Origin of the sequence: Variovorax trehalosi (assembly GCF_051216415.1) — a bacterium.
GTDB lineage: Bacteria > Pseudomonadota > Gammaproteobacteria > Burkholderiales > Burkholderiaceae_C > Variovorax.
This window is the reverse complement of record NZ_JBPJZG010000009.1, coordinates 148,130-169,761: the sequence shown is the minus strand read 5'-3', so window position 1 is coordinate 169,761 and position 21,632 is coordinate 148,130. Positions and strand designations below refer to the sequence as shown.

The 21,632-nt window shown below is 68.6% G+C and carries 20 protein-coding genes; 12 read left to right on the top strand and 8 right to left on the bottom strand.

Annotation, left to right across the window (positions count from 1 at the left end; genetic code table 11):
• Window positions 1-33: 33 nt before the first annotated feature.
• Window positions 34-816, bottom strand: a complete 783-nt coding sequence (locus ACSFA7_RS28685; protein WP_435502496.1) for an SDR family NAD(P)-dependent oxidoreductase — start codon at window positions 814-816, stop codon at window positions 34-36.
• A 108-nt stretch (window positions 817-924) separates the two neighbouring features.
• Here ACSFA7_RS28685 and ACSFA7_RS28680 point away from each other — a divergent pair, with 108 nt between their 5' ends.
• The 3 genes from ACSFA7_RS28680 to ACSFA7_RS28670 all read left to right on the top strand — a co-directional run bounded on the left by ACSFA7_RS28680 (window position 925) and on the right by ACSFA7_RS28670 (window position 5,041).
• A complete protein-coding gene (locus ACSFA7_RS28680; protein WP_435502495.1) occupies window positions 925-3,642 on the top strand; it encodes a winged helix-turn-helix domain-containing protein in 2,718 nt (905 codons plus the stop codon).
• 221 nt (window positions 3,643-3,863) lie between these two features.
• Window positions 3,864-4,664 carry an AP2 domain-containing protein gene (locus ACSFA7_RS28675; RefSeq protein WP_435502494.1) on the top strand — a complete coding sequence of 267 codons (801 nt, stop codon included), beginning with the start codon at window positions 3,864-3,866 and terminating at the stop codon, window positions 4,662-4,664.
• Window positions 4,661-5,041 (top strand): hypothetical protein, encoded by a 381-nt coding sequence (locus tag ACSFA7_RS28670; protein WP_435502493.1) that lies wholly within the window; start codon window positions 4,661-4,663, stop codon window positions 5,039-5,041. The genes ACSFA7_RS28675 and ACSFA7_RS28670 overlap by 4 nt, the downstream gene beginning before the upstream one ends.
• A 27-nt stretch (window positions 5,042-5,068) precedes the next feature.
• On the opposite strand, the gene ACSFA7_RS28665 is transcribed toward ACSFA7_RS28670, so the two are convergent.
• From ACSFA7_RS28665 to ACSFA7_RS28650, 4 genes are all read right to left on the bottom strand, one after another.
• Entirely contained in the window at window positions 5,069-6,217 is a 1,149-nt protein-coding gene (locus ACSFA7_RS28665) for an acyl-CoA dehydrogenase family protein (protein ID WP_435502492.1), read from the bottom strand.
• 37 nt (window positions 6,218-6,254) lie between these two features.
• Window positions 6,255-7,358 carry a CaiB/BaiF CoA transferase family protein gene (locus ACSFA7_RS28660; RefSeq protein ID WP_435502491.1) on the bottom strand — a complete coding sequence of 368 codons (1,104 nt, stop codon included), beginning with the start codon at window positions 7,356-7,358 and terminating at the stop codon, window positions 6,255-6,257.
• 100 nt (window positions 7,359-7,458) lie between these two features.
• Complete coding sequence (locus ACSFA7_RS28655) at window positions 7,459-8,592, bottom strand: acyl-CoA dehydrogenase family protein (protein WP_435502490.1); 1,134 nt, start codon at window positions 8,590-8,592, stop codon at window positions 7,459-7,461.
• Between the two features lie 10 nt (window positions 8,593-8,602).
• A complete protein-coding gene (locus ACSFA7_RS28650; protein WP_435502489.1) occupies window positions 8,603-9,784 on the bottom strand; it encodes an acyl-CoA dehydrogenase family protein in 1,182 nt (393 codons plus the stop codon).
• 208 nt (window positions 9,785-9,992) lie between these two features.
• Between ACSFA7_RS28650 and ACSFA7_RS28645 the strand changes: the two genes are divergently transcribed.
• Window positions 9,993-10,253, top strand: a complete 261-nt coding sequence (locus ACSFA7_RS28645) for a hypothetical protein (protein WP_435502488.1) — start codon at window positions 9,993-9,995, stop codon at window positions 10,251-10,253.
• 13 nt (window positions 10,254-10,266) lie between these two features.
• Here ACSFA7_RS28645 and ACSFA7_RS28640 read toward each other — a convergent pair whose 3' ends face one another.
• Window positions 10,267-11,136, bottom strand: a complete 870-nt coding sequence (locus ACSFA7_RS28640) for a UDP-2,3-diacylglucosamine diphosphatase (RefSeq protein WP_176661669.1) — start codon at window positions 11,134-11,136, stop codon at window positions 10,267-10,269.
• Between the two features lie 94 nt (window positions 11,137-11,230).
• On the opposite strand from ACSFA7_RS28640, the gene ACSFA7_RS28635 reads away from it, so the two are divergent.
• On the top strand, window positions 11,231-12,976 hold the full coding sequence (locus tag ACSFA7_RS28635; protein ID WP_435502487.1) for a lysoplasmalogenase family protein: 1,746 nt from the start codon (window positions 11,231-11,233) through the stop codon (window positions 12,974-12,976).
• Window positions 12,977-12,980: 4 nt separating this feature from the next.
• On the opposite strand, the gene dmeF is transcribed toward ACSFA7_RS28635, so the two are convergent.
• Both dmeF and ruvB read right to left on the bottom strand, forming a co-directional pair.
• Window positions 12,981-13,931, bottom strand: coding sequence for a CDF family Co(II)/Ni(II) efflux transporter DmeF (gene dmeF / locus ACSFA7_RS28630; RefSeq protein WP_435502486.1), 951 nt, complete (start codon window positions 13,929-13,931; stop codon window positions 12,981-12,983).
• A gap of 6 nt (window positions 13,932-13,937) precedes the next feature.
• A complete protein-coding gene (gene ruvB / locus ACSFA7_RS28625; protein ID WP_307645940.1) occupies window positions 13,938-15,002 on the bottom strand; it encodes a Holliday junction branch migration DNA helicase RuvB in 1,065 nt (354 codons plus the stop codon).
• A gap of 82 nt (window positions 15,003-15,084) precedes the next feature.
• On the opposite strand from ruvB, the gene ACSFA7_RS28620 reads away from it, so the two are divergent.
• The 7 genes from ACSFA7_RS28620 to ACSFA7_RS28590 all read left to right on the top strand — a co-directional run bounded on the left by ACSFA7_RS28620 (window position 15,085) and on the right by ACSFA7_RS28590 (window position 21,627).
• On the top strand, window positions 15,085-15,699 hold the full coding sequence (locus tag ACSFA7_RS28620; RefSeq protein ID WP_435502485.1) for a CDP-alcohol phosphatidyltransferase family protein: 615 nt from the start codon (window positions 15,085-15,087) through the stop codon (window positions 15,697-15,699).
• 34 nt (window positions 15,700-15,733) lie between these two features.
• The gene (locus tag ACSFA7_RS28615; RefSeq protein ID WP_435502484.1) at window positions 15,734-17,500 is read left to right on the top strand and encodes a bifunctional alpha/beta hydrolase/class I SAM-dependent methyltransferase; all 1,767 of its coding nucleotides are present in this window, start codon (window positions 15,734-15,736) and stop codon (window positions 17,498-17,500) included.
• 61 nt (window positions 17,501-17,561) lie between these two features.
• Window positions 17,562-18,905 (top strand): phosphatase PAP2/dual specificity phosphatase family protein, encoded by a 1,344-nt coding sequence (locus ACSFA7_RS28610; RefSeq protein ID WP_435502483.1) that lies wholly within the window; start codon window positions 17,562-17,564, stop codon window positions 18,903-18,905.
• Window positions 18,898-19,338 (top strand): hypothetical protein, encoded by a 441-nt coding sequence (locus ACSFA7_RS28605; RefSeq protein WP_435502482.1) that lies wholly within the window; start codon window positions 18,898-18,900, stop codon window positions 19,336-19,338. The genes ACSFA7_RS28610 and ACSFA7_RS28605 overlap by 8 nt, the downstream gene beginning before the upstream one ends.
• Complete coding sequence (locus ACSFA7_RS28600; RefSeq protein ID WP_435502481.1) at window positions 19,335-20,042, top strand: lysophospholipid acyltransferase family protein; 708 nt, start codon at window positions 19,335-19,337, stop codon at window positions 20,040-20,042. The genes ACSFA7_RS28605 and ACSFA7_RS28600 overlap by 4 nt, the downstream gene beginning before the upstream one ends.
• Window positions 20,039-20,995, top strand: a complete 957-nt coding sequence (locus ACSFA7_RS28595) for a phosphatidate cytidylyltransferase (protein ID WP_307649153.1) — start codon at window positions 20,039-20,041, stop codon at window positions 20,993-20,995. The genes ACSFA7_RS28600 and ACSFA7_RS28595 overlap by 4 nt, the downstream gene beginning before the upstream one ends.
• 68 nt (window positions 20,996-21,063) lie before the next feature.
• Window positions 21,064-21,627 carry a YdeI/OmpD-associated family protein gene (locus ACSFA7_RS28590; protein ID WP_435502585.1) on the top strand — a complete coding sequence of 188 codons (564 nt, stop codon included), beginning with the start codon at window positions 21,064-21,066 and terminating at the stop codon, window positions 21,625-21,627.
• Window positions 21,628-21,632: the final 5 nt, after the last annotated feature.

The following is a 21,632-nucleotide window of genomic DNA, read 5'->3' as shown; positions in this document are numbered from 1 at the left end:
GTCTCCAGTTGTTGGTTGGCGAAAAAGATTGTCTTACCGCGGCGCCATGCGGATGGCACCGTCCAGCCGCACGCTCTCACCGTTGAAATAGCCGTTGGTGATCATCAGCTCGGCCAGTGTCGCGTACTCCGCCGGATTTCCGAGTCGCTTGGGGAAGGGCACCGACGCCGCGAGCGCCGCCTTCACGTTGTCGGGCGCGCCCTGCAGGAGCGGCGTGTCGAAGATGCCCGGCAGGATCGTGTTCACGCGGATGCCTTCGCTCATCAGGTCGCGCGCAATCGGCAGCGTCATGCCGACGATGCCGGCCTTCGACGCGGTGTAGGCCGCCTGCCCCATCTGCCCGTCCTGCGCCGCCACCGAGGCGGTGTTGACGATGGCGCCGCGCTCGCCGTCCTGCAGCATGTCGAGCGTCAGCATGCCGGCCGCCGACTTGGCGATGCATCGGAAGGTGCCCACCAGGTTGATCTGGATGATGCGATCGAAATTGGCGAGCGGAAAGTGCTTGATCTCGCCCGTCGCCTTGTCGCGGCTCGCGGTCTTGACCGCGTTGCCGGTGCCCGCGCAGTTGACCAGCACCCGCTCCTGCCCGTGCGCCGCCCGGGCCTTGACGAAGGCCGCGTCGACCTGCTCTTCGGAGGTCACGTCGACCTTGCAGAACACGCCGCCCAGCTCCCTGGCGAGCGCCTCGCCCTGCTCGGCGTTGAGGTCGAACAGCGCGACCTTCACGCCGTGGCTGGCCAGGCGGCGCGCGGTGGCGGCGCCCAGGCCCGAGGCACCGCCAGTGACGACGGCGGAAATACTGGCATCGAGTTGCATCTTGGCTTGTCTCCGGAAGGTTGTTCGAAAACCAGTTTAGGCAGCAGAATCGACCGCCGGAATCGTCGGAAGCGACGGAATTTCAAGGCGCTCACTCCCCCGTTTGCGATGCCTTCCCCTGCTTCTCCACCGCCCTCTCCCCGGATTCTCGAAACCAAGCTGAACCCGCCGGCGTTCGTGGCCACGCAGGTGCCGCGCACCACCATCGGCGAAGAGGTTGCCGCGGCCGGTGTGAAGCTGGTGCTGGTGCGTGCCCCGGCCGGCTTCGGCAAGACCACGGCCATGGCGCAGATCCGCGAGCGCATGGAGGCGCAAGGCACCGCCACCGCCTGGCTCACGCTGGACCGCGCCGACAACGACGTCTCGCGCTTTCTCAATTGCCTGGCCGAGGCCGCGCAGCGCCTGGGCGTGGAAGAGCCCCGCACCAACGGCCCCTTCGATGCGGTCGCCGCGCTGGCCGCGCACGACGCGCCCTTCACCCTGTTCCTCGACGACTTCGAGGTGGTGCAGGAGCCCGCCGTGCTCGGGCTCGTGCGCGAAATCATCGAGCAGCTGCCGCGCCGCGGGCAGATCGTGATCGGCTCGCGCAGCCTGCCCGACCTGAGCCTGGGCCGGCTGCGCGCACGCGGCCAGCTGATGGAGATCGACACCGATCGCCTGCGCTTCACGCTGGAGGAAACCAGCGCCTTCTTCGGCCTGCGGCAGGCCCATGCATCGCAGACATCGCAAGGCTTGCAGACGCTGCCGGCCGACCTGCTCTCGCAGCTGCACCGCAAGACCGAGGGCTGGGTGGCCGCCATCTGGCTCGCGTCGATGGCGCTGGAGCGGCACGGCACCGAGACCGGCTTTGTCGAGCGCTTCTCGGGCTCCGACCGCGCGGTGGCCGAGTACCTGGCCGAAGACGTGCTCGCGCACCAGCCCAAGGAGATTCGCGACTTCCTGCTGCGTACCAGCATCCTGCGGCAGCTCGATGCCTCGGTGTGCCAGGCGCTCAACCCGCGCATCGACTGCGCGGCCATCCTGGAGCGGCTGGCCGCGGCCAATCTCTTCCTGACACCCGTGAGCGGAGACGGCCGCGCGTGGCGCTATCACAGCCTGTTCGCCGACTTCCTGCGCGCGCAACTGGCGCGCGAGCACCCCGGCGAGATCGAGCGGCTGCACCTCGCGGCCTCGGGCTGGTACGAATCGCAGGACCGGCCGGTGCCCGCCATCGACCACGCCATCGAAGGCGGCGACCATCCGCATGCGCTGACGCTGCTCGACAGCTACGCGGGGCAGTTTCTCGAGCAAGGCCGCATGCGCATGCTGGCGCGATGGTTCTCCGCCATTCCGGAACACCAGTTGCGCGCGCACCCGTTCCTGCAGCCCATCGCGCTGTGGGCCACCTGCTTCACGCACGGGCCGTGGGAGGCGATGCAGATGCTCGAGCAATCGGGCTGCATCGACAGCGAGATCCCTGAAGTGCGTGCGAGCGCGCACACGCTCGTGCCGCTGCTGCTCGCGATGCAGGACCGGCACGACGAGGCCTACGAAGTGGGCCGCACCAGCCTCGCGCGGCTGCCAACGGGCTTGCCCTTTGCCGACAGCGTGCTGCTCAACGCGATGGCGCACATCCTCGCCGTGCGCGGCGACCAGCGGGAGGCGCAGCGGCTGCTCGATGCCGCGCGGCGGGAGCAAGGGAACAGCACCTTCAACCGCATGTACACCGAATCGCTGGCGGGCCTGTTCGACCTGCACGAAGGCCGGCTGCGGCAGGCGACCGCGCGGCTGCGCATGGCGGTCGATACGACGCATGCCGTCTCCTACAACCACAGCCACGGCAATGCCTGGGCGGGCGTGCTGTATGCCGGCGTCGTGTACGAGTCGAACCAGTTGCCGCAGGCCGATCACCTGCTGAACGTGTACCTGCCGCTCGCGCGCGACGTCGGCCTGCCGGACCACATGATCCTGAGCCACGTCATGCGCTCGCGCATCGCGTTCCATGCGGGCGACATCGACGCCGCCGTGCAGGCGCTGACCGAACTCGAATACCTCGGGCATCACCGGCAACTGCCCCGCGTGGTGGCCGGCGCGAAGCTGGAGCGCTCGCGCATGCTGCTGCTGCAGGGCAACGGACCCGCGTCACGCGATGAGCTGTTGCGCGCGGACGATCCGGAGCTGTGGGCGCGCGAGCGGCGACAGCGCCTGCCCGCGCATGACCTCGACTACCTGGCGCTGGCGAAGGCGCGCTGGGACATCGCGTTCGGCGATGCGCGCGCGGCGCTGACGGTGCTCGATGCCGAGATGCATGCGGCCGTCGCATCGAACCGCTATCGCCGCGTGCTGAAGCTGCGCGTGCTGCGCGCGATGGCGCTGCAGCGCGCGGGCGACGTCGCCGCCGCGATCGATGAGATCAGCGCCGTGCTGCAGACGGCGAGCCAGGAAGGCTTCATGCGGTTGATCCTCGATGAAGGGCCGGCGGTGGGGATGCTGGTGCAGCGGTATGCGAATGCGGCTGCCCAGGAGGCTGCGGCGTCCCCTTCGACGCGCGGCGATCCGATCCTTGCGGACTACCTGCAGCGATTGCTGCAGGCGATGGGGCCGATGGCGGCGGTCGATGTGGAAGCGGCGCCGGCCGGCGACGGGATCAAGGAGCCGCTGACGCGCAAGGAGATTCGGGTGCTGCAGCTGCTGGCCGAGGGGTACTCGAACAATGCGATGGCGGAGAAGCTGTTCGTGTCGGACAGCACGGTGCGGACGCACCTGCGGAATATCAATATGAAGCTGGATGCGAAGAGTCGGACGCAGGCGGTGGCGATTGCGCGACGGCTGGGCGTGATTCGGTAGTTCCAGCGCCCCGTCCCCCCACCGCGCCGCAATGGCACAGCGTTGCCGTGGGGCAGCCCGCTGCCGGCGCGCACCCGCGGCCTTCCGTCCAGTCGCCTCAGGACTACGGAAATCGGTGATACCGCCACCCCCGCGCAATCCCTAGCATGGCTGACAGAACAGCCCAAACCCGCCAGGGAGCCCCCAGCAGAAATGCTGAAAGAAGCAGCGCGTCTGAAGAAATGCCCAGAGGTATCCCCAACCCCGCCGCCATGTACGGCATCGCCCCTCGCCCCTGGGGCTTTGAAGTCTCGCTCGTGCGCAACGGCACCCGTTACTACCGGCAATTCGGCAAGGCCAGCTACGGCAGCCTGGAGCAGGCGCTGCTGCAGGCACAGGACTGGCGCGACGCAGTGGTGCGCAGCGTGCCGCCGGTGGCGCGGCGCACGCGGGCCGAAAAACTGCGGGCCAACAACACCACGGGCGTCTCCGGCGTCTTCTGCCAGGTCGCGTCCGGCGGCCGGGTGCGGGCATGGGTCGCAAAAACCTACATCGGGCAGGACGAAATCCTTCGCACCGACTTTCCGGTCGACGCGGTGGGCAGCGCGGCGCAGGCCCTCGCCATCGAGGAGCGCGAGAAGCAGCTGGACCGCATGTCCGGCCTCGCGCGGCTGCATCCGGCCGAAGAGGCGATCCGCCAGGGCCTGACGCTGCAGCCGCCGGGGCCGCGCACCACCAAGCGCACCAAGTCCGAGATCACCCGCATCACCAACTCCAGCGGCGTGAGCGGGGTGCAGTTCAAGATGCCCAACGCGGGCCATCCCGGCTACTGGCTGGCGACCACGTTCACCGCGGGCAAGGGCAGCGTGTGCAAGGCCTTCTCGGTGAAGGAGCACGGCCACGACATGGCCAAGAGCCTCGCCATCGCGGAGCGCGAGCGCCAACTGGCCGAAAAACTGAAGGAGGCCGAGCAGCAGCAGCAGGCATCGCCGCCCGACCTCTTTCTTGCACGCAGGGCCGGCGGCCAGACGGCCCGGCCATGACGAACCTCAAGCCCCTCCACCAGCTGCTGCGGGTGGCTTCCCATCTGCTCGACCAGGCGGCCACGGAGGTGCGCGAGGCGCAGCTGGAGCCGACCTCCGAGAACATCGAGAGCATCGGCCGCGCGCTCCTCGAGGTGATGGAAGTGCAGCGCAAGATCTTCGCGGAGCGGCCCGAGCTGCGGCCCAAGACGCTCGCGGCGTCCGACCGCGAGGCCGATGCCAACAAGCTCTTCACCCAGTTCATGCTCGAGGCGCTGGAGCTGGAAGACACCGGCAACACCGTGGCCGCGGTGGAGCGCTACACGCGCTTCATCGGCATCTCGCCTTCGTACCACCACCGCGAGATCGCGCGTGCAGAAATCCGCCGGCTGACGTAGACGATTCGAACGCGCGGGCGTTGCGCCTCACAGCGCCCGCGAAATCACCTCTTTCATGATCTCGTTGGTGCCGCCGTAGATGCGCTGCACCCGCGCATCGGCATACATGCGCGCGACCATGTATTCGCTCATGTAGCCGTAGCCGCCGAAGAGCTGCAGGCATTCGTCCATCACGCGGCCCTGCGCCTCGGTGCCCCAGAGCTTGGCCATGGAGGCGGTGGCGGTGTCGAGCCGGCCGGCCACGAGGTCTTCGACGCAGCGGTCGATGAAGGCGCGGCCCACCTTGATCTGGGTGGCGATCTCGGCGAGCTTGAACTTGGTGTTCTGGAATTCGGCGATCGGCTTGCCGAAGGCCTTGCGGTCGCGCACGTAGTCGAGCGTGGCCTCGTAGGCGCCTTCCATGGCTGCGAGCGCGGTCACGCCGATGATGGTGCGCTCGTAAGGCAGGTCGCTCATCAACTGGAAGAAGCCCTGCCCCTCCTGGCCGCCGAGCAGCGCATCGGCGGGCACGCGCACGTCGTCGAAGAAGAGCTCGGAGGTGTCCTGCGCCTTCATGCCGATCTTGTCGAGCACGCGGCCCACGCGAAAGCCCTCGCAGCCCTCGGTCTCGACGATGAGGATCGAGGTGCCCTTGGCGCCCTGCGCCGGGTCGGTCTTGCACACCACCAGCACCAGGCCGGCGAGGTAGCCGTTGGTGATGAAGGTCTTCGATCCGTTGATGAGGTAACCGCCGTCTTTTTTCTCGGCGCGGGTGCGCACGCCCTGCAGGTCGGAGCCGGCGCCGGGTTCGGTCATGGCGATGGCGCCGACCATTTCGCCGCTCGCCATGCGGGGCAGGTAACGCTGCTTCTGTTCCTCGGTGCCGTGGTTGAGGATGTAGTGCGCCACGATGGCGTGCACCGAGGTGGCCATGCCGGTGAGCCCGCGGCGCGACATCTCCTCGTACACCACGGCCTCGTGGCGGAAGTCGCCGCCGGCGCCGCCGTAGTCGTCGGGAATGTCGGCGCACAGCAGGCCGAGCGCACCGGCCTTGCGCCAGACCTCGTGGCCGACGTGACCGCGCTTGCGGGCTTCCTCGTCGTGCGGGAGCACTTCGGTTTCGACGAAGCGCACCACGTTGTCGCGGTAGAGGTCCAGGTCTTCATCGCTCCAGGAGCGGCGGAAGTCGATGGGCATGGGTGTTTTCCTTTTGGGTTGTTTTGTGAAAGCGCGCTCAGCCGGAGGTGACGGACGCAGTCGTCGCGCCCCAGCGGCGCAGCATCGCCTCGCCGTCGTCGTGCGCAGTCGCAGGCGGCATCACCGGCGCAGTGCGGCTGAAGCGCGGCGCGGGCGCGGGCTGCACCACGCCGCCCACGTTCGCAAAGGTGCCGCGCGCCACGTTGTGCGGGTGTTCGGGCGCCTCGTCCCAATCGAGCACGGGCGCGAAGCAGGCGTCGCTGCCTTCGAGCAGCACGCACCACTCGTCGCGCGTGCGGGTGCGGAACAGGTCGGCCATGCGTAGCTTGAGCAGCGGCCAGCGGTCGGCGTCCATCTGGGCATCGAAGGCGGTGTCGTCGGCGATGCCGCAGCGCTCGCGCAGCAGCGCATAGAACTGCGGCTCGATGGCGCCCACGGCCACGTACTTGCCGTCGGCGCAGGCGTAGGTGTCGTAGAAGTGCGCACCGCCGTCGAGCATGTTCTCGCCGCGCTGGTTGCTCCACATTCCGGCCGACTTGAAGCCGTACATCATCGAAGACAGGAGCGCCGCGCCATCGGTCATGGCGGCATCGACCACCTGGCCCTGGCCCGAGCCCTTGGCCTCGTGCAGCGCGGCGAGGATGCCGAAGGCCAGCAGCATCGCGCCGCCGCCGAAGTCGCCCACGTAGTTGAGCGGCGGCACCGGCGGCTCGCCTGCGCGGCCGATGGCGTGCAGCGCGCCGCTGATGGCGATGTAGTTGATGTCGTGGCCCGCCGCGTGCGAGAGCGGGCCGTGCTGGCCCCAGCCGGTCATGCGGCCGTAGACCAGGCGCGGGTTGCGCGCATGGCATTCGGCGGGGCCGAGGCCCAGGCGCTCCATCACGCCGGGGCGAAAGCCCTCGATGAGCACGTCGGCCTTCGCGATGGCATCGAGCACCGATTGCGCCGCTCCTTCGGCGCGCAAGTCGATCTGCAGCGTGCTGCGGCCGCGCGCGAGGATGTCGTAGGGCGCGGTGCGCGTGCCGGGGCGCTCGATGCGGATCACCTCCGCGCCCATGTCGGCGAAAAGCATCGCGCAGAACGGCCCGGGGCCGATGCCCGCCATCTCGATCACCCGAAGGCCTTGCAATGGACCTGCCATGGTCTGTCTCCTGTATGTGGAGGCATCTTGGCGCGGGGGCGGTTGGGGGTGCATCGTCCAAAGCGACGAATGCGCCTGTTATCTCCTTCCCTGTCTCCTTCTATATGGCGGCGCGCAGCTGCGCCACGCGGCGCAGGTGCCATGCGGGTGGGCCGAACTGGCCTTCGATGAGCGTGGCGCGGCGCACGTAGTGGCCGACGGCCAACTCCTCGGTCATGCCCATGCCGCCATGCAATTGCACCGCGCCCTGCCCCACGGCCTTGCAGGCCTTGGCGGCGGCCACCTTGGCGGACGAGACCGCGCGGGCGCGCTCGTCGTCGCTCGCGGTGTCGACGATTTCGCCGACGCTCGTGGTGAGCGCCGCGGCCTGCTCCAGCGCCATGTGCATGTCGGCCAGGCGGTGCTGCAGCACCTGGAAGCTGGCGATGGGCACGCCGAACTGCTTGCGCTGGCGCACATAGTCGAGCGTGTCGCGCAGCAGGCGGCGCATGACGCCGACCGATTCGGCGCAGATGGCGAGCGTGGCTTCGTCGAGCGCGCGTTCGATCTGCGGCAGCGCGCCGCCTTCGGTGCCGAGCAATGCGTCGGCGGGCAGTCGCATGTTGTCGAAGGCGATGTCGGCGGCGCGGCCGCCGTCGCGCGTCGGGTAGGCGCGCAGGCGCAGGCCCGGCGTGTCCCTCGGCACCACGAGCAGCGAGAGGCCCTTGCCGCTGCGCGCCGTGACGATGAAGTGGCTGGCCCACGGCGCCGCCTGCACCACGGCCTTGCGGCCATCGAGCCGGAAACCGTCGCCCTCGCGCACGAGCTGCATCTGCACATCGGTGCGGTCGTGGCGGCTCTGCGGTTCGCCGTGGGCGAAAGCCAGCACGGCTTGTCCCGAGACGATGCGCGCGAGCAATGCGGTGGCCTGTGCGCCGGGGTGGCGCTGCAGCAGGCCGGCGCCGATCACCATCGTCGACAGGTAGGGCTCGGCCGCGAGTGCGCCGCCCAATGTTTCCATCAGCGCGAGGTGCGCGGCCATGCCCAGGCCCAGGCCGCCTTGCGATTCGGGCAGCGCCGCGCCCAGCAGATCGAGTTCGCGCGAGAGGCCCTGCCAGAACGGCGGCGGTTCATCGTCGGCCTTCGCGAGCGCATGCAGGCGCTGCTCGAAGCCGTGGTGGTCGTCGAGGTAGCGCGCGAGGCTGTCGCGCAGCATCGCGAGGGTGTCGTCGGTTTCGGTGGTGAGTGTGCTCATGGCAAGGACCTCAGCGGGCCAGCAGATGGGCCGCGACGATGTTGCGCTGCACCTCGTTGGAGCCGGCGTAGATGGAAGCGGCACGGTCGTTGAGGTAGGCCGACATCGAGAACACGGCCTCCTCCGGGATCGGCAGTTCACCCTGCAGCCCGTCGTCCAGCGGCAGGTTGACGGCGGCGTAGTGGCCGGCAATTTCGACGCCGAGTTCGGTCAGCCGCTGGCGCAACTCGGAGCCGAGCACCTTGCCCATCGAGGGGCGGATGCCGGGCGGCTCGCCGCGCGCCTGCGCGCGCAGCGACTGCAGCTCGGTGGCCTCGAGCGCGTCGATGGCGCATTCGGCTTCGGCCAGGTGCAGCGCCATGTCGTCGGCCTCTTGCGCGTCGGAGATCGCATCGGCGGCCGTGCGCAACCGGCGAAGGCGCGCGCGCAGCATCGGCGTCCACGCGCCGCCGCGCTCGTGCTGCAGCAGGTACTTGGCGATGGTCCAGCCCCGGTTCTCCTCGCCGATGAGCCCCTCGGCGGGCACGCGCACGTCGTCGAAGAACACCTGGTTGAGTTCGTGGTCGCCCGAGATGCTGATGATCGGCCGGATGGTGATGCCCGGCGTCGGAATGTCGAAGCACAGGAAGCTGATGCCCTGCTGCGGCTTGCTGCCCGAGGTGGTGCGCACGAGGCAGAACATGCGGTTGGCGTACTGCGCGTGGGTGGTCCAGATCTTGGTGCCGTTGATGACGTAGTGATCGCCGTCGCGCACGGCCTTGCATTGCAGCGAGGCCAGGTCGGACCCCGACTGCGGCTCCGAATAGCCCTGGCACCAATAGTCCTCGCCTGAGCGGATGCCCGGCAGCCACGCGCGCTTCTGCGCCTCGGTGCCGAAGGCGACGATCACCGGCGCGACCATGCCCGGCCCCATGGGCGCGCGCTGCGGCGCGTCGGCCGCGGCCAGCTCGGCCGCGAAAAGGTAGTGCTGCATCGGCGTCCAGCCGGTGCCGCCGTGCTCGACCGGCCAGTGCGGCACGCTCCAGCCGCGCCTGGCAAGAATGCGGTGCCAGCCGTTGCCTTCGGCGTAGTCGCTGAAGATGCCGGAGCAGCGCCGGCCGGCTGCCCGGAGTTCGGGTGTCAACTCGCGCGAGAGAAAGTCGCGAACCTCGTTCTGGAATGCCGTTTCGGCGGCGCTGAGTGTCCAAGCCATGGTGCGGTCCCGTTGGAGTGCAGCGGCGAGTGTGCACCTGGGGAGTGCGGCGGGGGCATCGTCGGATCGGACGAAGACTCACCGGTTTCGGTAGTTTGCGCGCACACCCGGGATAGCCCTCTCCAGCGCCTCCGGACGACCACGCAAAATTGCCAGTCGGGAGTTGTTCTGTGCGCCAAAGAATGCGCTGCGCTCAATGGAGAGCACCATGCACGCGACCACCACACCCGGTTTCTCGCACGCCAGCGTCGAGCGGCTGTGCGACTACGAATTGCCCGATCCGCCGGCCCGCCATGCGCTGTCCGCGCCGGCCACGTCTCTTTCACCCCTCGCCCACGACCCCGAGAAGCTCGCGCTGAACTGGTGGCTGTGGATGGATGAGATGAACAAGAGCATGTGGCGCCACTACGACGCCTGGCGCGAACAGCAGTTCGGCCAGCCGGCCAGGGACCCCAAGCGCCGCGGCTGAACCGGCTGCTCGCTCAGGCGGCCACGGCTTCGCGCGCCGGCGTCGCCTTCGACGGCACCGGCATGTGCTGGGCCCAGTCGATGATTTCCAGCGTGCCATCGGCATGCTCGGCCAGCGCCGTGAGGCTTTCCACCCAGTCGCCGTCGTTGCAGTAGAGGATGCCGTCGATGTCGCGCATCTCGGCATGGTGGATGTGGCCGCACACCACCCCCTGCGCACCGCGCTTGCGGGCCTCGCGCGCCACCGCGTTCTCGAAGTCGCCCACGTAGCTCACCGCGCGCTTGACCTTGCCCTTGAGGTACTTGGAGAGCGACCAGTACGGCAGCCCCATCCGCGCGCGCAGCGAGTTGAGGTGGCGGTTCAGCTTGAGCGTGAATTCGTAGAGCGAGTCGCCCACGTAGGCGAGCCACTTGGCGCACTGGATCACGCCATCGAACAGGTCGCCGTGGATGATCCACAACTTGCGGCCGTCGGCCGTCTCGTGGATCCATTCGTCGGCCACGTCGATGCCGCCGAAGTTGTGATTGAGGTACTTGCGGGCGAACTCGTCGTGGTTGCCCGGAATGAAGATCACGCGCGTGCCCTTGCGCGCCTTGCGCAGGAGCTTCTGGATCACGTCGTTGTGCGCCTGCGGCCAGTACCAGTGCCGCTTCAGCTGCCAGCCGTCGATGATGTCGCCGACCAGGAACAGCGTCTCGCACTCGGTGTGCTTGAGAAAGTCGAGCAGCGCGCGGGCCTGGCAGCCGGGCGTGCCCAGGTGCAGGTCGGAGATCCAGAGCGTTCGGAAGTGCAGCGGTGGACGCTGGCGATCGTCGTCCTCCGGCTCAGGAGTCCCGGTCGCGGTGTCGCGCCATGCGCGAAGGAAAGCGTCGTCGCGTTGCATGGACGGGTAGGCTCCCACCCGCGCGTGACGCTGCGATGGCACACCCGTGACATCCCGATGACGCGTGGCCCCTGCGCAACGCCACAATCGCGCGATGCGACCTGGCCAGATCATCGTTCTTGCGACCCCCGTGTTCTTCTTGCTGATCGCGATCGAATTCGCGGTGGGCCGCGTGCGGGCCCGTCGCGGCACGGGGCACGACACCTACCGGCTGGCCGATGCGGTCAACAGCATCGGCCTGGGCATGCTGAGCCAGATCAGCGCGGTGCTCACCGGGCTCTTGCGCATCGGCATCTACACCGCCGTGTATTCGGAGGTGGCGCTGTTCCCCAAGGAGGCGGCCAGCGACTTCTGGACCACCTGGTACGGCTGGCTGCTGGCGCTGGTGTTCTACGACTTCTGCTACTACTGGCTGCACCGCATGGGCCACGAGTCGGCGGTGCTTTGGGCGGCGCATGTGGTGCACCACCAGAGCCAGCACTACAACCTGTCGACCGCGCTGCGGCAGACGTCGAGCGGGGCGCTGCTCGGCTGGATCTTCTATATGCCGATGGCGGTGGCCGGGGTGCCGCCGCTGGTGTTCGTCGTGGTGGCGCTCATCGATCTGCTCTACCAGTTCTGGGTGCACACCGAGCAGGTGGGCAAGCTCGGCTGGTTCGACCGCTGGTTCTGCTCGCCGTCGAATCACCGGGTGCATCACGCGGTGAACGATACGTACCTGGACCGCAACTACGGCGGCATCCTGATCGTGTGGGACCGCCTGTTCGGCACCTTCCGCGAAGAGGACGAACGCTGCGTCTACGGCACGCGCGGCGAATTGAAGAGCTGGGACCCGCTCTGGGCCAATGCCGAGGTGTACTGGGGGCTGGCCAAGGATTCGTGGCACGCACGCAGTTGGGCCGACAAGCTGCGCGTGTGGCTCAAGCCACCCGGCTGGCGGCCGGCCGACGTGGCGGCGCGCTTTCCGAAGCCGGCGTTCGACATCGCGAAAGTGACGCGCTACGAGCCCGTCGTGAGCCGCGGGGTGCAGTGGTTCGCTGGCATTCAGTTCCTGCTGATGCTGGGCGGCGTGGCCTTCTTTCTCTGGTTTTCCGACGACATGCCGCTGCAGCGCTCCGCCGTCTGGCTGGCCACGCTGACGGCGAGCCTGTGGGCCATCGGCGCCGTGCTGCAGGGGCGGCTGTCGGTGACCGAGGTGCTCCTGGTCGAGGCCGCCGCGCTGGCGACGGCGAGCGCGGCGCTGGGCATCGGCTGGCTGCACCACATCTGCAAGCCGCTGGCGCTGTCGATTGCGATCGTCTTTGCCGCGCGGCGTGCGATGGCGTCTGGTGCAGTCACCCGCTTCGACGGGCTGCTGTTGGCCGGGCTGGTCGCCTCGCTGGCGGGCGATGTGCTGCTGATGGGCTCGGCCAAGCTGTTCGTGCCGGGGCTCGTGTGCTTTTTGCTCGCGCACCTGGCGTACATCGCGCTGTTCCGCATCGGCGTGGGCCTGTTCCCGCGGCGCGGGGCACTGGCGGCGACGCTGCTGATCGGCGCGGGCATGTATGCGTTTCTCTGGCAGGGCGGGCTGCCGCCAGCGCTGCGGATTCCGGTCGGGGTCTACGTGGTGGTGATCGCCTGCATGGCGGCCCAGGCCATCGGGCGCGCGGCGGTGCTGCGCGAAGCCGATCCTTCAGCCACGTGGGTGGCGGTGGGTGCGTGCTTTTTCATGCTGAGCGACGCGCTGCTGGCGACCAACCGCTTCGTCTTGCCGCTGCCGCTCGCGCAGCTGTGGGTGCTGGCGACTTACTACGCGGCGCAGGTGCTGATCGTGCGGCACGTTCACCGCCCACCAGGCTGATTCGTCAGTCGACGCAGTGCTGGATTTCCACCGTCGAGTGGCGAATTTCCTCGTGCATCGAGAAGCAGGCACGCACCTCGTCGGCGGTGAGCGTGAGCGAATGCGTCACGACCGTGAGCGCGCAGGCATAGGCATCGCGGCCGACGCGCCAGACATGCAGGTCGGCCACGCGGGTTTCCGAAGCGGCCAGCGTGGTCTCCACGCCTTCGCGGATCTCTTCGGTGACGGGGTGGTCCATCTCGCGATCGAGCAGCACCTTGCCGGTTTCCTTCAAGAGGCCCCGGGCCCAGCTGGCGACCAGCACCGCACCGACGATGCCCATCGCCGGGTCGAGCCAGGCCCAGCCGTAGAACCAGCCGCCGAGCAGTGCCGCGGTGGCGAGCACCGAGGTGGCGGCGTCGGCCACCACGTGCAGGTAGGCGGAGCGCAGGTTCAGGTCGTGGCCGTGTTCGTGCGAATGACCGTGATCGTGACCGTGGTGGTGATGCCCATGGTCGTGGTGCGTGCCGCCCAGCAGCCGCGCGCAGACCAGGTTGACCACGAGCCCCAGCACCGCCACCGAAATCGCCTCGGGGTAGTGAATCGCCGAAGGCGACCACAGCCGCTCCAGCGAGCCCACCACCATCAGCGCCGCCACACCGAGCAGCAGCAGCGCGCTCGCGAAGCCGCCGAGCACTTCGATCTTCCAGGTGCCGAACGCAAAGCGCGGATCACGCGCATAGCGGCGCGCGGCCGCATAGGCGAAGGCGCTCAGGCCGATGGCCAGCGCGTGCGAGCTCATGTGCCAGCCGTCGGCCAGCAGCGCCATCGAGTTGAACCACCAGCCGGCGCCGATCTCGACCACCATCATCGCGGCGGTGATCCACATCACGAGGCGGGTGCTGCGCTCGGCGGAGGCATTGCCGGCGCCGAACTGGTGGTCGTGCTGCCAGGCGCTCAGGTCATGGGTGTGCATGGGTTGTCAGACTCCGAAAAGGTCCTGTCCGTCCGAACGGCTCGAAGGCGGCGTCACGCCCAGGTGCCGGTAGGCCGCCAGCGTGGCGATGCGACCGCGCGGCGTGCGCTGCAGGTAGCCCTGCTGGATGAGGTAGGGCTCGATCACGTCCTCGATGGTGTCGCGCTCCTCGCCGATGCTGGCCGCGACGTTGTCCAGGCCCACCGGGCCGCCGTCGAAGCGGTGGATCACGGCTTCGAGCAGCTTCCTGTCCATGAGGTCGAAGCCCTGCGGATCGACGTCCAGCATGGCGAGCGCCTTGTGGGCGATCTCTTCGGTGATGCGGCCGTTGCCCTTGACCTCGGCGTAGTCGCGCACGCGGCGCAGCAGGCGGTTGGCGATGCGGGGCGTGCCGCGGGAGCGCCGGGCGATCTCGAAGCCGCCGGTGGCGTCGGTTTCCACCTTGAGCAGGCGGGCGCTGCGGGTCACGATGAGTGCGAGCTCCTCGGGCGTGTAGAACTCCAGCCGCGCGACGATGCCGAAGCGGTCGCGCAGCGGGTTGGTCAGCATGCCGGCGCGGGTGGTGGCGCCCACCAGCGTGAAGGGCTGCAGGTCGAGCTTGATGCTGCGCGCCGCGGGTCCCTCGCCGATCATGATGTCGATCTGGTAGTCCTCCAGCGCGGGGTACAGGATTTCCTCGACGACCGGGCTCAGGCGGTGGATCTCGTCGATGAAGAGCACGTCGTTGGGCTCCAGGTTGGTCAGGAGCGCCGCCAGGTCCTTGGGCTTCTCCAGCACCGGGCCGGAGGTCTGGCGCAGGTTGACGCCCAGCTCGGCCGCGATGATGTGCGACAGCGTGGTCTTGCCCAGGCCGGGCGGGCCGAACAGCAGCACGTGGTCGAGCGCTTCCTTGCGCTTGCGCGCCGCGCCGATGAAGATTTCGAGCTGCTCGCGCACCTTGGCCTGGCCGACGTATTCGTCGAGCAGCTTGGGGCGCAGGGCCCGCTCGATCGCCTCTTCATTCGGCGAAGCGGGGGCGGCGGACACCACACGTTGGGGGGCGGGTGCGAAATCGTCGGTCTGGATCGTCATTTGGTGGGTTTTCAGGGGAGTTTAGTGCCTGCCTTCACTGGCAGAATGCTTCGGCCATATAACGAACGAGGGAAGGCAGCACGTGTCGATCTACGAATTGAAGCCGCGTTTCCAGGCGCTGCTGCGGCCGCTGGTGGTCCGCCTGCATGCGATGGGCGTCACGGCCAACCAGGTCACGCTGGCGGCGTGCGTCGTCTCGGTCGTGCTCGGGCTCTGGCTTTTCTTCTTCGTGCGCTCGCCGGCCGCCTTCGCGCTCATTCCGGCCTGGATGTTCCTGCGCATGGCCTTCAACGCCATCGACGGCATGCTGGCGCGCGAGCACAACCAGCAAAGCAGGCTGGGCGCCTTTCTCAACGAACTGACCGACGTGGTCTCCGACGCCGCGCTCTACCTGCCCTTCGCGCTGGTGGCGCCTTTCAGCCCGTTCTGGGTCGGCACGGTGATCGTGCTGGCCGGGCTGAGCGAATTCGCCGGCGCACTGGGCCCCACGGTGGGCGCCTCGCGCCGCTACGACGGACCGCTGGGCAAGAGCGACCGGGCCTTCGTGTTCGGCGCGCTCGGGCTCTACGTGGCGCTGGGCTGGCCGCTTGCGGCCTGGACGGCCTGGCTCATGCCGCTGCTGGCGGCGCTCGTGGCCTGGACCATCGTCAACCGCATTCGCCGCGCATTGGCCGAAGCCGATGCCGCCGGCCGCTGAACACACAGACCAAGACAAGATTCACAGGGATTCAATGACCGACATCACGCCACGCATCGCGCAAGAGCATCACTTCCAGACGCACGACGGCGAATCGCTTTTCTACCGCCACTGGCCGGCCACGGGCGCTGTGCGCCGCGGCGCCATCGTGCTGTTCCACCGCGGCCACGAGCACGGCGCGCGCATGGCCCACCTGGTCGACGAGCTGGACCTTCCTGACTTCGACTTCTTCGCCTGGGACGCGCGCGGTCACGGCCGCTCGCCCGGCCAGCGCGGCTACAGCCCGAGCTTCGGCACCTCGGTGCGCGACGTGCAGACCTTCGTGCATCACATCGGCAGCGCCCACGGCGTGCCCGAGCAGGACATCCACGTCGTCGCGCAGAGCGTGGGTGCGGTGCTGATCGCCACCTGGGCGCACGACTACGCGCCCAAGGTGCGCGGCCTCACGCTGGCCTCGCCCGCCTTCAAGGTGAAGCTCTACGTGCCGTTCGCGCGCGCAGGGCTCGGGCTGATGCACAAGCTGCGCGGCCTCTTCTTCGTCAACAGCTATGTGAAGGCGAAGTTCCTCACGCACGACCCGGAACGCATCGCGAGCTACGAGAGCGATCCGCTGATCTCGCGGCCCATCGCGGTCAATATCCTGCTGGGCCTGTACGAAGCGGCCGACCGCGTGGTGGCCGACGCCAACGCGATCACGCTGCCGGTGCAACTGCTGATCTCCGGTGCCGACTGGGTGGTGCACCACAAGCCGCAGCACCAGTTCTTCGAGCGGCTGGGCAGCGCCGTGAAGACGAAGACCGAACTGCCGGGCTTCTTCCACGACACGCTGGGCGAGAAAGACCGGGCGCCTGCCGTGGCGCAGATCCGCGAATTCATTCTGCAGCGCTTCGACGCGCCGGCCGTGCCGGTCGACCGCACCGCGGCGCACCTGACCGGCGACACGGCCGACGAATCGCGCGCGCTGGCCGAGCCGCTCTCGCCGCTGTCGGCGCGCGGCGCCTACTGGGCCCTGACGCGCGGCGGGCTGCGCGTGGGCGGCAAGCTCTCCAGCGGCATCGCGCTCGGCCACGAAACCGGCTTCGACTCGGGCAGCACGCTCGACTACGTCTACCGCAACCACCCCGAAGGCAAGGGGCCGCTGGGCCGCAGCATCGACAACACGTACCTCAACTCGATCGGCTGGCGCGGCATCCGGCAGCGCAAGATCCACGTCGAGGAGCTGCTGCGCATCGCGATGGAGCGCCTGGCCGAGATGCACCGCGAGGTGCGGGTGATGGACATCGCCGCGGGCCACGGCCGCTACGTGCTCGACGCGGTGCTCGCGAGCCCCGTGAAGGCCAGCTCGATCCTGCTGCGCGACTACAGCGACATCAACGTGCGCGATGGCCGCGCGCTCATCGCCGAGAAGGGGCTGCAGGACACCGCGCAGTTCGTGCAGGCCGATGCCTTCGACCGCATCAGCCTGGCGACCGTGACGCCGCGGCCCACGCTCGCGGTGGTGTCGGGCCTGTACGAACTCTTCCCCGACAACGAGATGGTGCAGCGCTCGCTCGCGGGCGTGGGCGACGCGGTGGAAGACCGCGGCTACCTCGTCTACACCGGGCAGCCGTGGCACCCGCAGCTGGAGATGATCGCGCGCGCGCTCACCAGCCACCGCCAGGGCGAAGCCTGGGTCATGCGCCGCCGCACGCAGGTCGAGATGGACCAGCTGGTGGAAGAAGCGGGCTTTCGCAAGATCGACCAGCGGGTCGACGAGTGGGGCATCTTCACTGTGTCGCTGGCGGTGCGCACCGGGCGATGAGCGCCGCGCCGGGCCGCCCCAAGCAAGCTCGCGCCGCAGTGCGCAGCACGAAGGCTCTCCGATGACTGCCTGGCTCGCGCAACGGCCCTGGAAACGCGCCGCCGCATGGCTCGTGTTTCTCGGGCCGCTGTTCTACGCGACCTACGGCTTCGCCAACTGGTGGGCCACCACGCGCGCGAACGTGCCGTCGATGGCCTTCGACTGGGAGCGGCAGATCCCGTTCTGGCCGTGGACGATCTTTCCGTACTGGACGATCAACGTCTTCTACGCGCTGTCGCTGTTCCTCGCGCGCAGCAAACACACGCTGGACCGGCATGCGCTGCGGCTCGTCACCGCGACGCTGGTCGCCTGCACCTGCTTCATCGCCTGGCCGCTGCACTTCAGCTTCGGCCAGCCGCCGGTCGACGGCGCGCCGGCATTTCTCTTCAACGCGCTGCGCGGCTTCGACCAGCCGTTCAACCAGGCGCCCTCGCTGCACATCGCGCTGGCCGTGATCCTGTGGGATTGGTACCGGCAATTCATCCGCCCGATGTGGGCGCGGCTGGTGCTGCATGTGTGGGCATTCGCGATCTGCGCCTCGGTGCTCACGACGTGGCAGCACCACTTCATCGACATCCCGACCGGCGCGCTGCTCGGGGTGCTGTGCGTGTGGCTCTGGCCGCTGGAGCGCGTGGTGTCGATGCGTTGCGCCTGGCAGGTCACGCGCGATGCACAGCAGTGGAAGCTCGCGGGCTTCTATACGGTGGGTGCGGCGCTGTTTCTTGCCGCTGCCTTGTACGGCGGCGTGTGGCTGTGGCTCGCATGGCCGGCGGCGTCGCTCGCTTTCGTGGCGCTCAACTACATCGGCCTCGGCGCGCGCGGCTTCCAGATGGACGGACGCGGGCGCATGGGCTGGGCGGCGCGCTGGCTGTTCGCGCCCTACCGCCTGGGCGCCGCGGTCAACGCCTGGCTCTGGACGCGCAAGCTGCCCGCCTCGGTCGAGGTGGTGCCCGGCCTGCGGCTCGGCCGGCGACCCACGCATGCCGAGTGGCTCGCCGCCGGCAAACCCCGGCTCGTGAGCCTGTGCGCCGAGCTGCAGATGCCGGCCGATGTGCCGCATGCACGCTGCGTGCCCTTGCTCGACCTGACGGTGCCGCCGACGGTGCGGCTGCAGCGCGCAGCGGCGGTCATCGAAGGCCAGCGACGCAACGCCGATGGCGCACCGGTGTGGGTCTGTTGCGCGCTCGGCTTTTCGCGCAGCGCCGCGGCGGTGATTGCATGGCTGGGCCGCTACGGCTCGGCCGGCGACCTGACGCAGGCCGAAGACGCGGTGCGCCGTGCCCGGCCGCAGATCGTGCTGCGCCCGGCGTGGCTGCGTTCGCTCGCACCCCTGAATCCCGCACGGGAGGTGCCACCCCATGACTGACAACGACCGCGCCACCTGCGCCGCGCTCGCCGGCCTGCTGCGCGCCTTCACGGTGCTGGCGATCTGGGGCTTCGCGCTGACATGCATCGCGGCGCTGGTGCTCGCGCTCACGCTGCGTTCGCTCCCGACCACGCCCACCATGAGCTTCGGCGCGGTCGTGATCCTCGGCGTGCTCGAGCGCTACTTCGCCTTCCGGCTGCGGCTGGACCAGACGCTGTTCGACGACCTGGCGCGCGGCACCATCGCCTCGCTCGACGCACTCGACCGCGCGCTGGACCGCCTGGGTCTCCGCAGCGCGCCTACATCGCACACGCCCCGCCCGCTCGACGACCGCGTGCAAGGCACCCGCCAGCTCATGCAGCGCCACGCCATCGTGGTCGCCTGCCAAAGCGCCATGTTCCTTCTTGCCTTGATGACACAGGATTTCTCTTGACCGACGAAAACGAGAACAACGACAAGCCGGAAAGCACGGTCCTGCGCCGCGCGCTCGCCGTGGTGGCAGGCAAGCTGATCATCGGTGCCGCGGGCCTTTTGACCGGCGTGCGCGCCATCTGGAGCGGCACCACGCCCAAGGCCGAGCAGACGCTCTACTTCGCCAACCACACGAGCCACGGCGACTTCGTGCTGCTGTGGGCGACGCTGCCGCCCGACCTGCGCGCCCTCACCCGGCCGGTGGCAGGGCAGGACTACTGGATGGCCTCGAAGGTGCGCCGTTTCATTGGCGCCGACGTGTTCAACGCGCTCATGATCCGTCGCGACGGCTCGGGCCAGGGCGACAACCCGGTCGAGCAGATGAAGGAGGCGCTGGAAGGCGGCGACTCGCTCATCATGTTCCCCGAAGGCACGCGCAACACTGGCGACGAAATCCTGCTGCCGCTCAAGAGCGGCCTCTTCCACCTGGCGCGCGCCTGCCCCAACGTGCGGCTGGTGCCGGTGTGGATCGAGAACCTGAAGCGCGTGCTGCCCAAGGGCACGCTGGTGCCGATTCCGCTGGCCTGCACGGTGCGCTTCGGCACGCCGATCGTGCTGGCCGAAGACGAAGACAAGAACACCTTCATCGCCCGCGCCCGAGCCGCCATGCTCGACCTGCGCCCCGAATACGACCGCAACGACAAGGCCGAGGGCGCCGCATCATGATGGAACTCTCTCCCTTCGCTTGGACCACGCTCAAGCTCTTCGGCGGCGTCTTCGGCGTGCTGGTGCTGGCCTCGGCCATCGGTGCGCTGCTCAAGTGGCGGGTGGCGCACGGCCAGCCGCATTCGGTGATCGACAACCTCAACTCGCGCGTCAATGCGTGGTGGGTGATGGTGGCGGTGATCGGTTTGGCCTTCGCGTTCGGCAAGGGCGGCGTGATCGTGCTGTTCTATCTGATTTCGTTCTACGCGCTGCGCGAGTTCATCAGCCTCGCGTACACGCGGCGCGGCGACCATGCCGCGATCGCTCTTGCGTTCTTCGTCGCGCTGCCGGGACAGTACTTCCTGATCTGGATCGAGTGGTACGGGCTCTATTCGATCTTCATCCCGGTCTACGCCTTCCTGATCCTGCCGATCCTCGCTGCCGTGGGCGGCGACACGCAGCGCTTTCTGGAGCGCACCTCGAAGATCCAGTGGGGCCTGATGGTGTGCGTGTTCTGCATCAGCCACGTGCCCGCGCTGCTGACGCTGCAGATCCCGGGCTTCGAGGGCCGCAACCTGCTGCTGATCGCGTTCCTGGTGATCGTGGTGCAGGGCAGCGACGTGCTGCAGTACGTGTGGGGCAAGCTCTTCGGCAAGCGCAAGGTCGCGCCAGAGCTCTCGCCCTCCAAGACCTGGGAAGGCTTGATCGGCGGCGTGGCCAGCGCCACCGCGCTGGGCGCGGCGCTCTACTGGGCAACGCCGTTCAACCCGTGGCAGGCGGCGCTGATGGCCTTCATGATCTGCTTCATGGGCTTCTTCGGCGGGCTCGTGATGTCGGCCATCAAGCGCGACCGTGGCGTGAAGGACTGGGGCTCGATGATCGAAGGCCACGGCGGCATGCTCGACCGGCTGGACTCGGTGATCTTCGCGGCGCCGATCTACTTTCACGCAGTGCGCTATTGGTGGGTGCCGTGAGCACGGCGGCCGCCAAGAAGGCCGCGAAGCCCGCCGCGAAAGCGGAGCGCATCGTCGACGACGCGCCGATGGAATGCGCCAACGCCGCCGCGTTGAAGCGCTGGTACAAAAGCCACCATGCCACCCACGCCGGCGTGTGGCTGCGCATCGCGAAGAAGGCCAGCGGCATCGCCTCCATCGACCACCCCGAGGCGCTCGAGATCGCGCTGTGCTTTGGCTGGATCGACGGGCAGCGCAAGAGTGACAAGAGCGACGGCGAACAGTATTTCCTGCAGCGCTTCACGCCGCGCACCGCGCGCAGCACCTGGTCGAAGATCAACCGCGACAAGGCGCTGAAGCTGATCGACGACGGGCGCATGCAGCCGGGCGGGCTGGCCGAGGTGGAACGCGCGAAGGCCGACGGGCGCTGGGAAGCCGCCTACGACGCAGCGAGCGTGGCGACCGTGCCGCCCGATCTTCAGGCCGCGCTCGACGCGAACAAGAAGGCTGCGAAGTTCTTCGCCACGCTGGATTCGCGCAACCGCTATGCGGTGCTGTTCCGCACGCAAGGTGCGAAGAAGGCCGAGACGCGCGCACGCCGCATTGCGCAGTTCGTGGCGATGCTGGCCAAGGGCGAGAAGATCCACCCTTGAGGCGA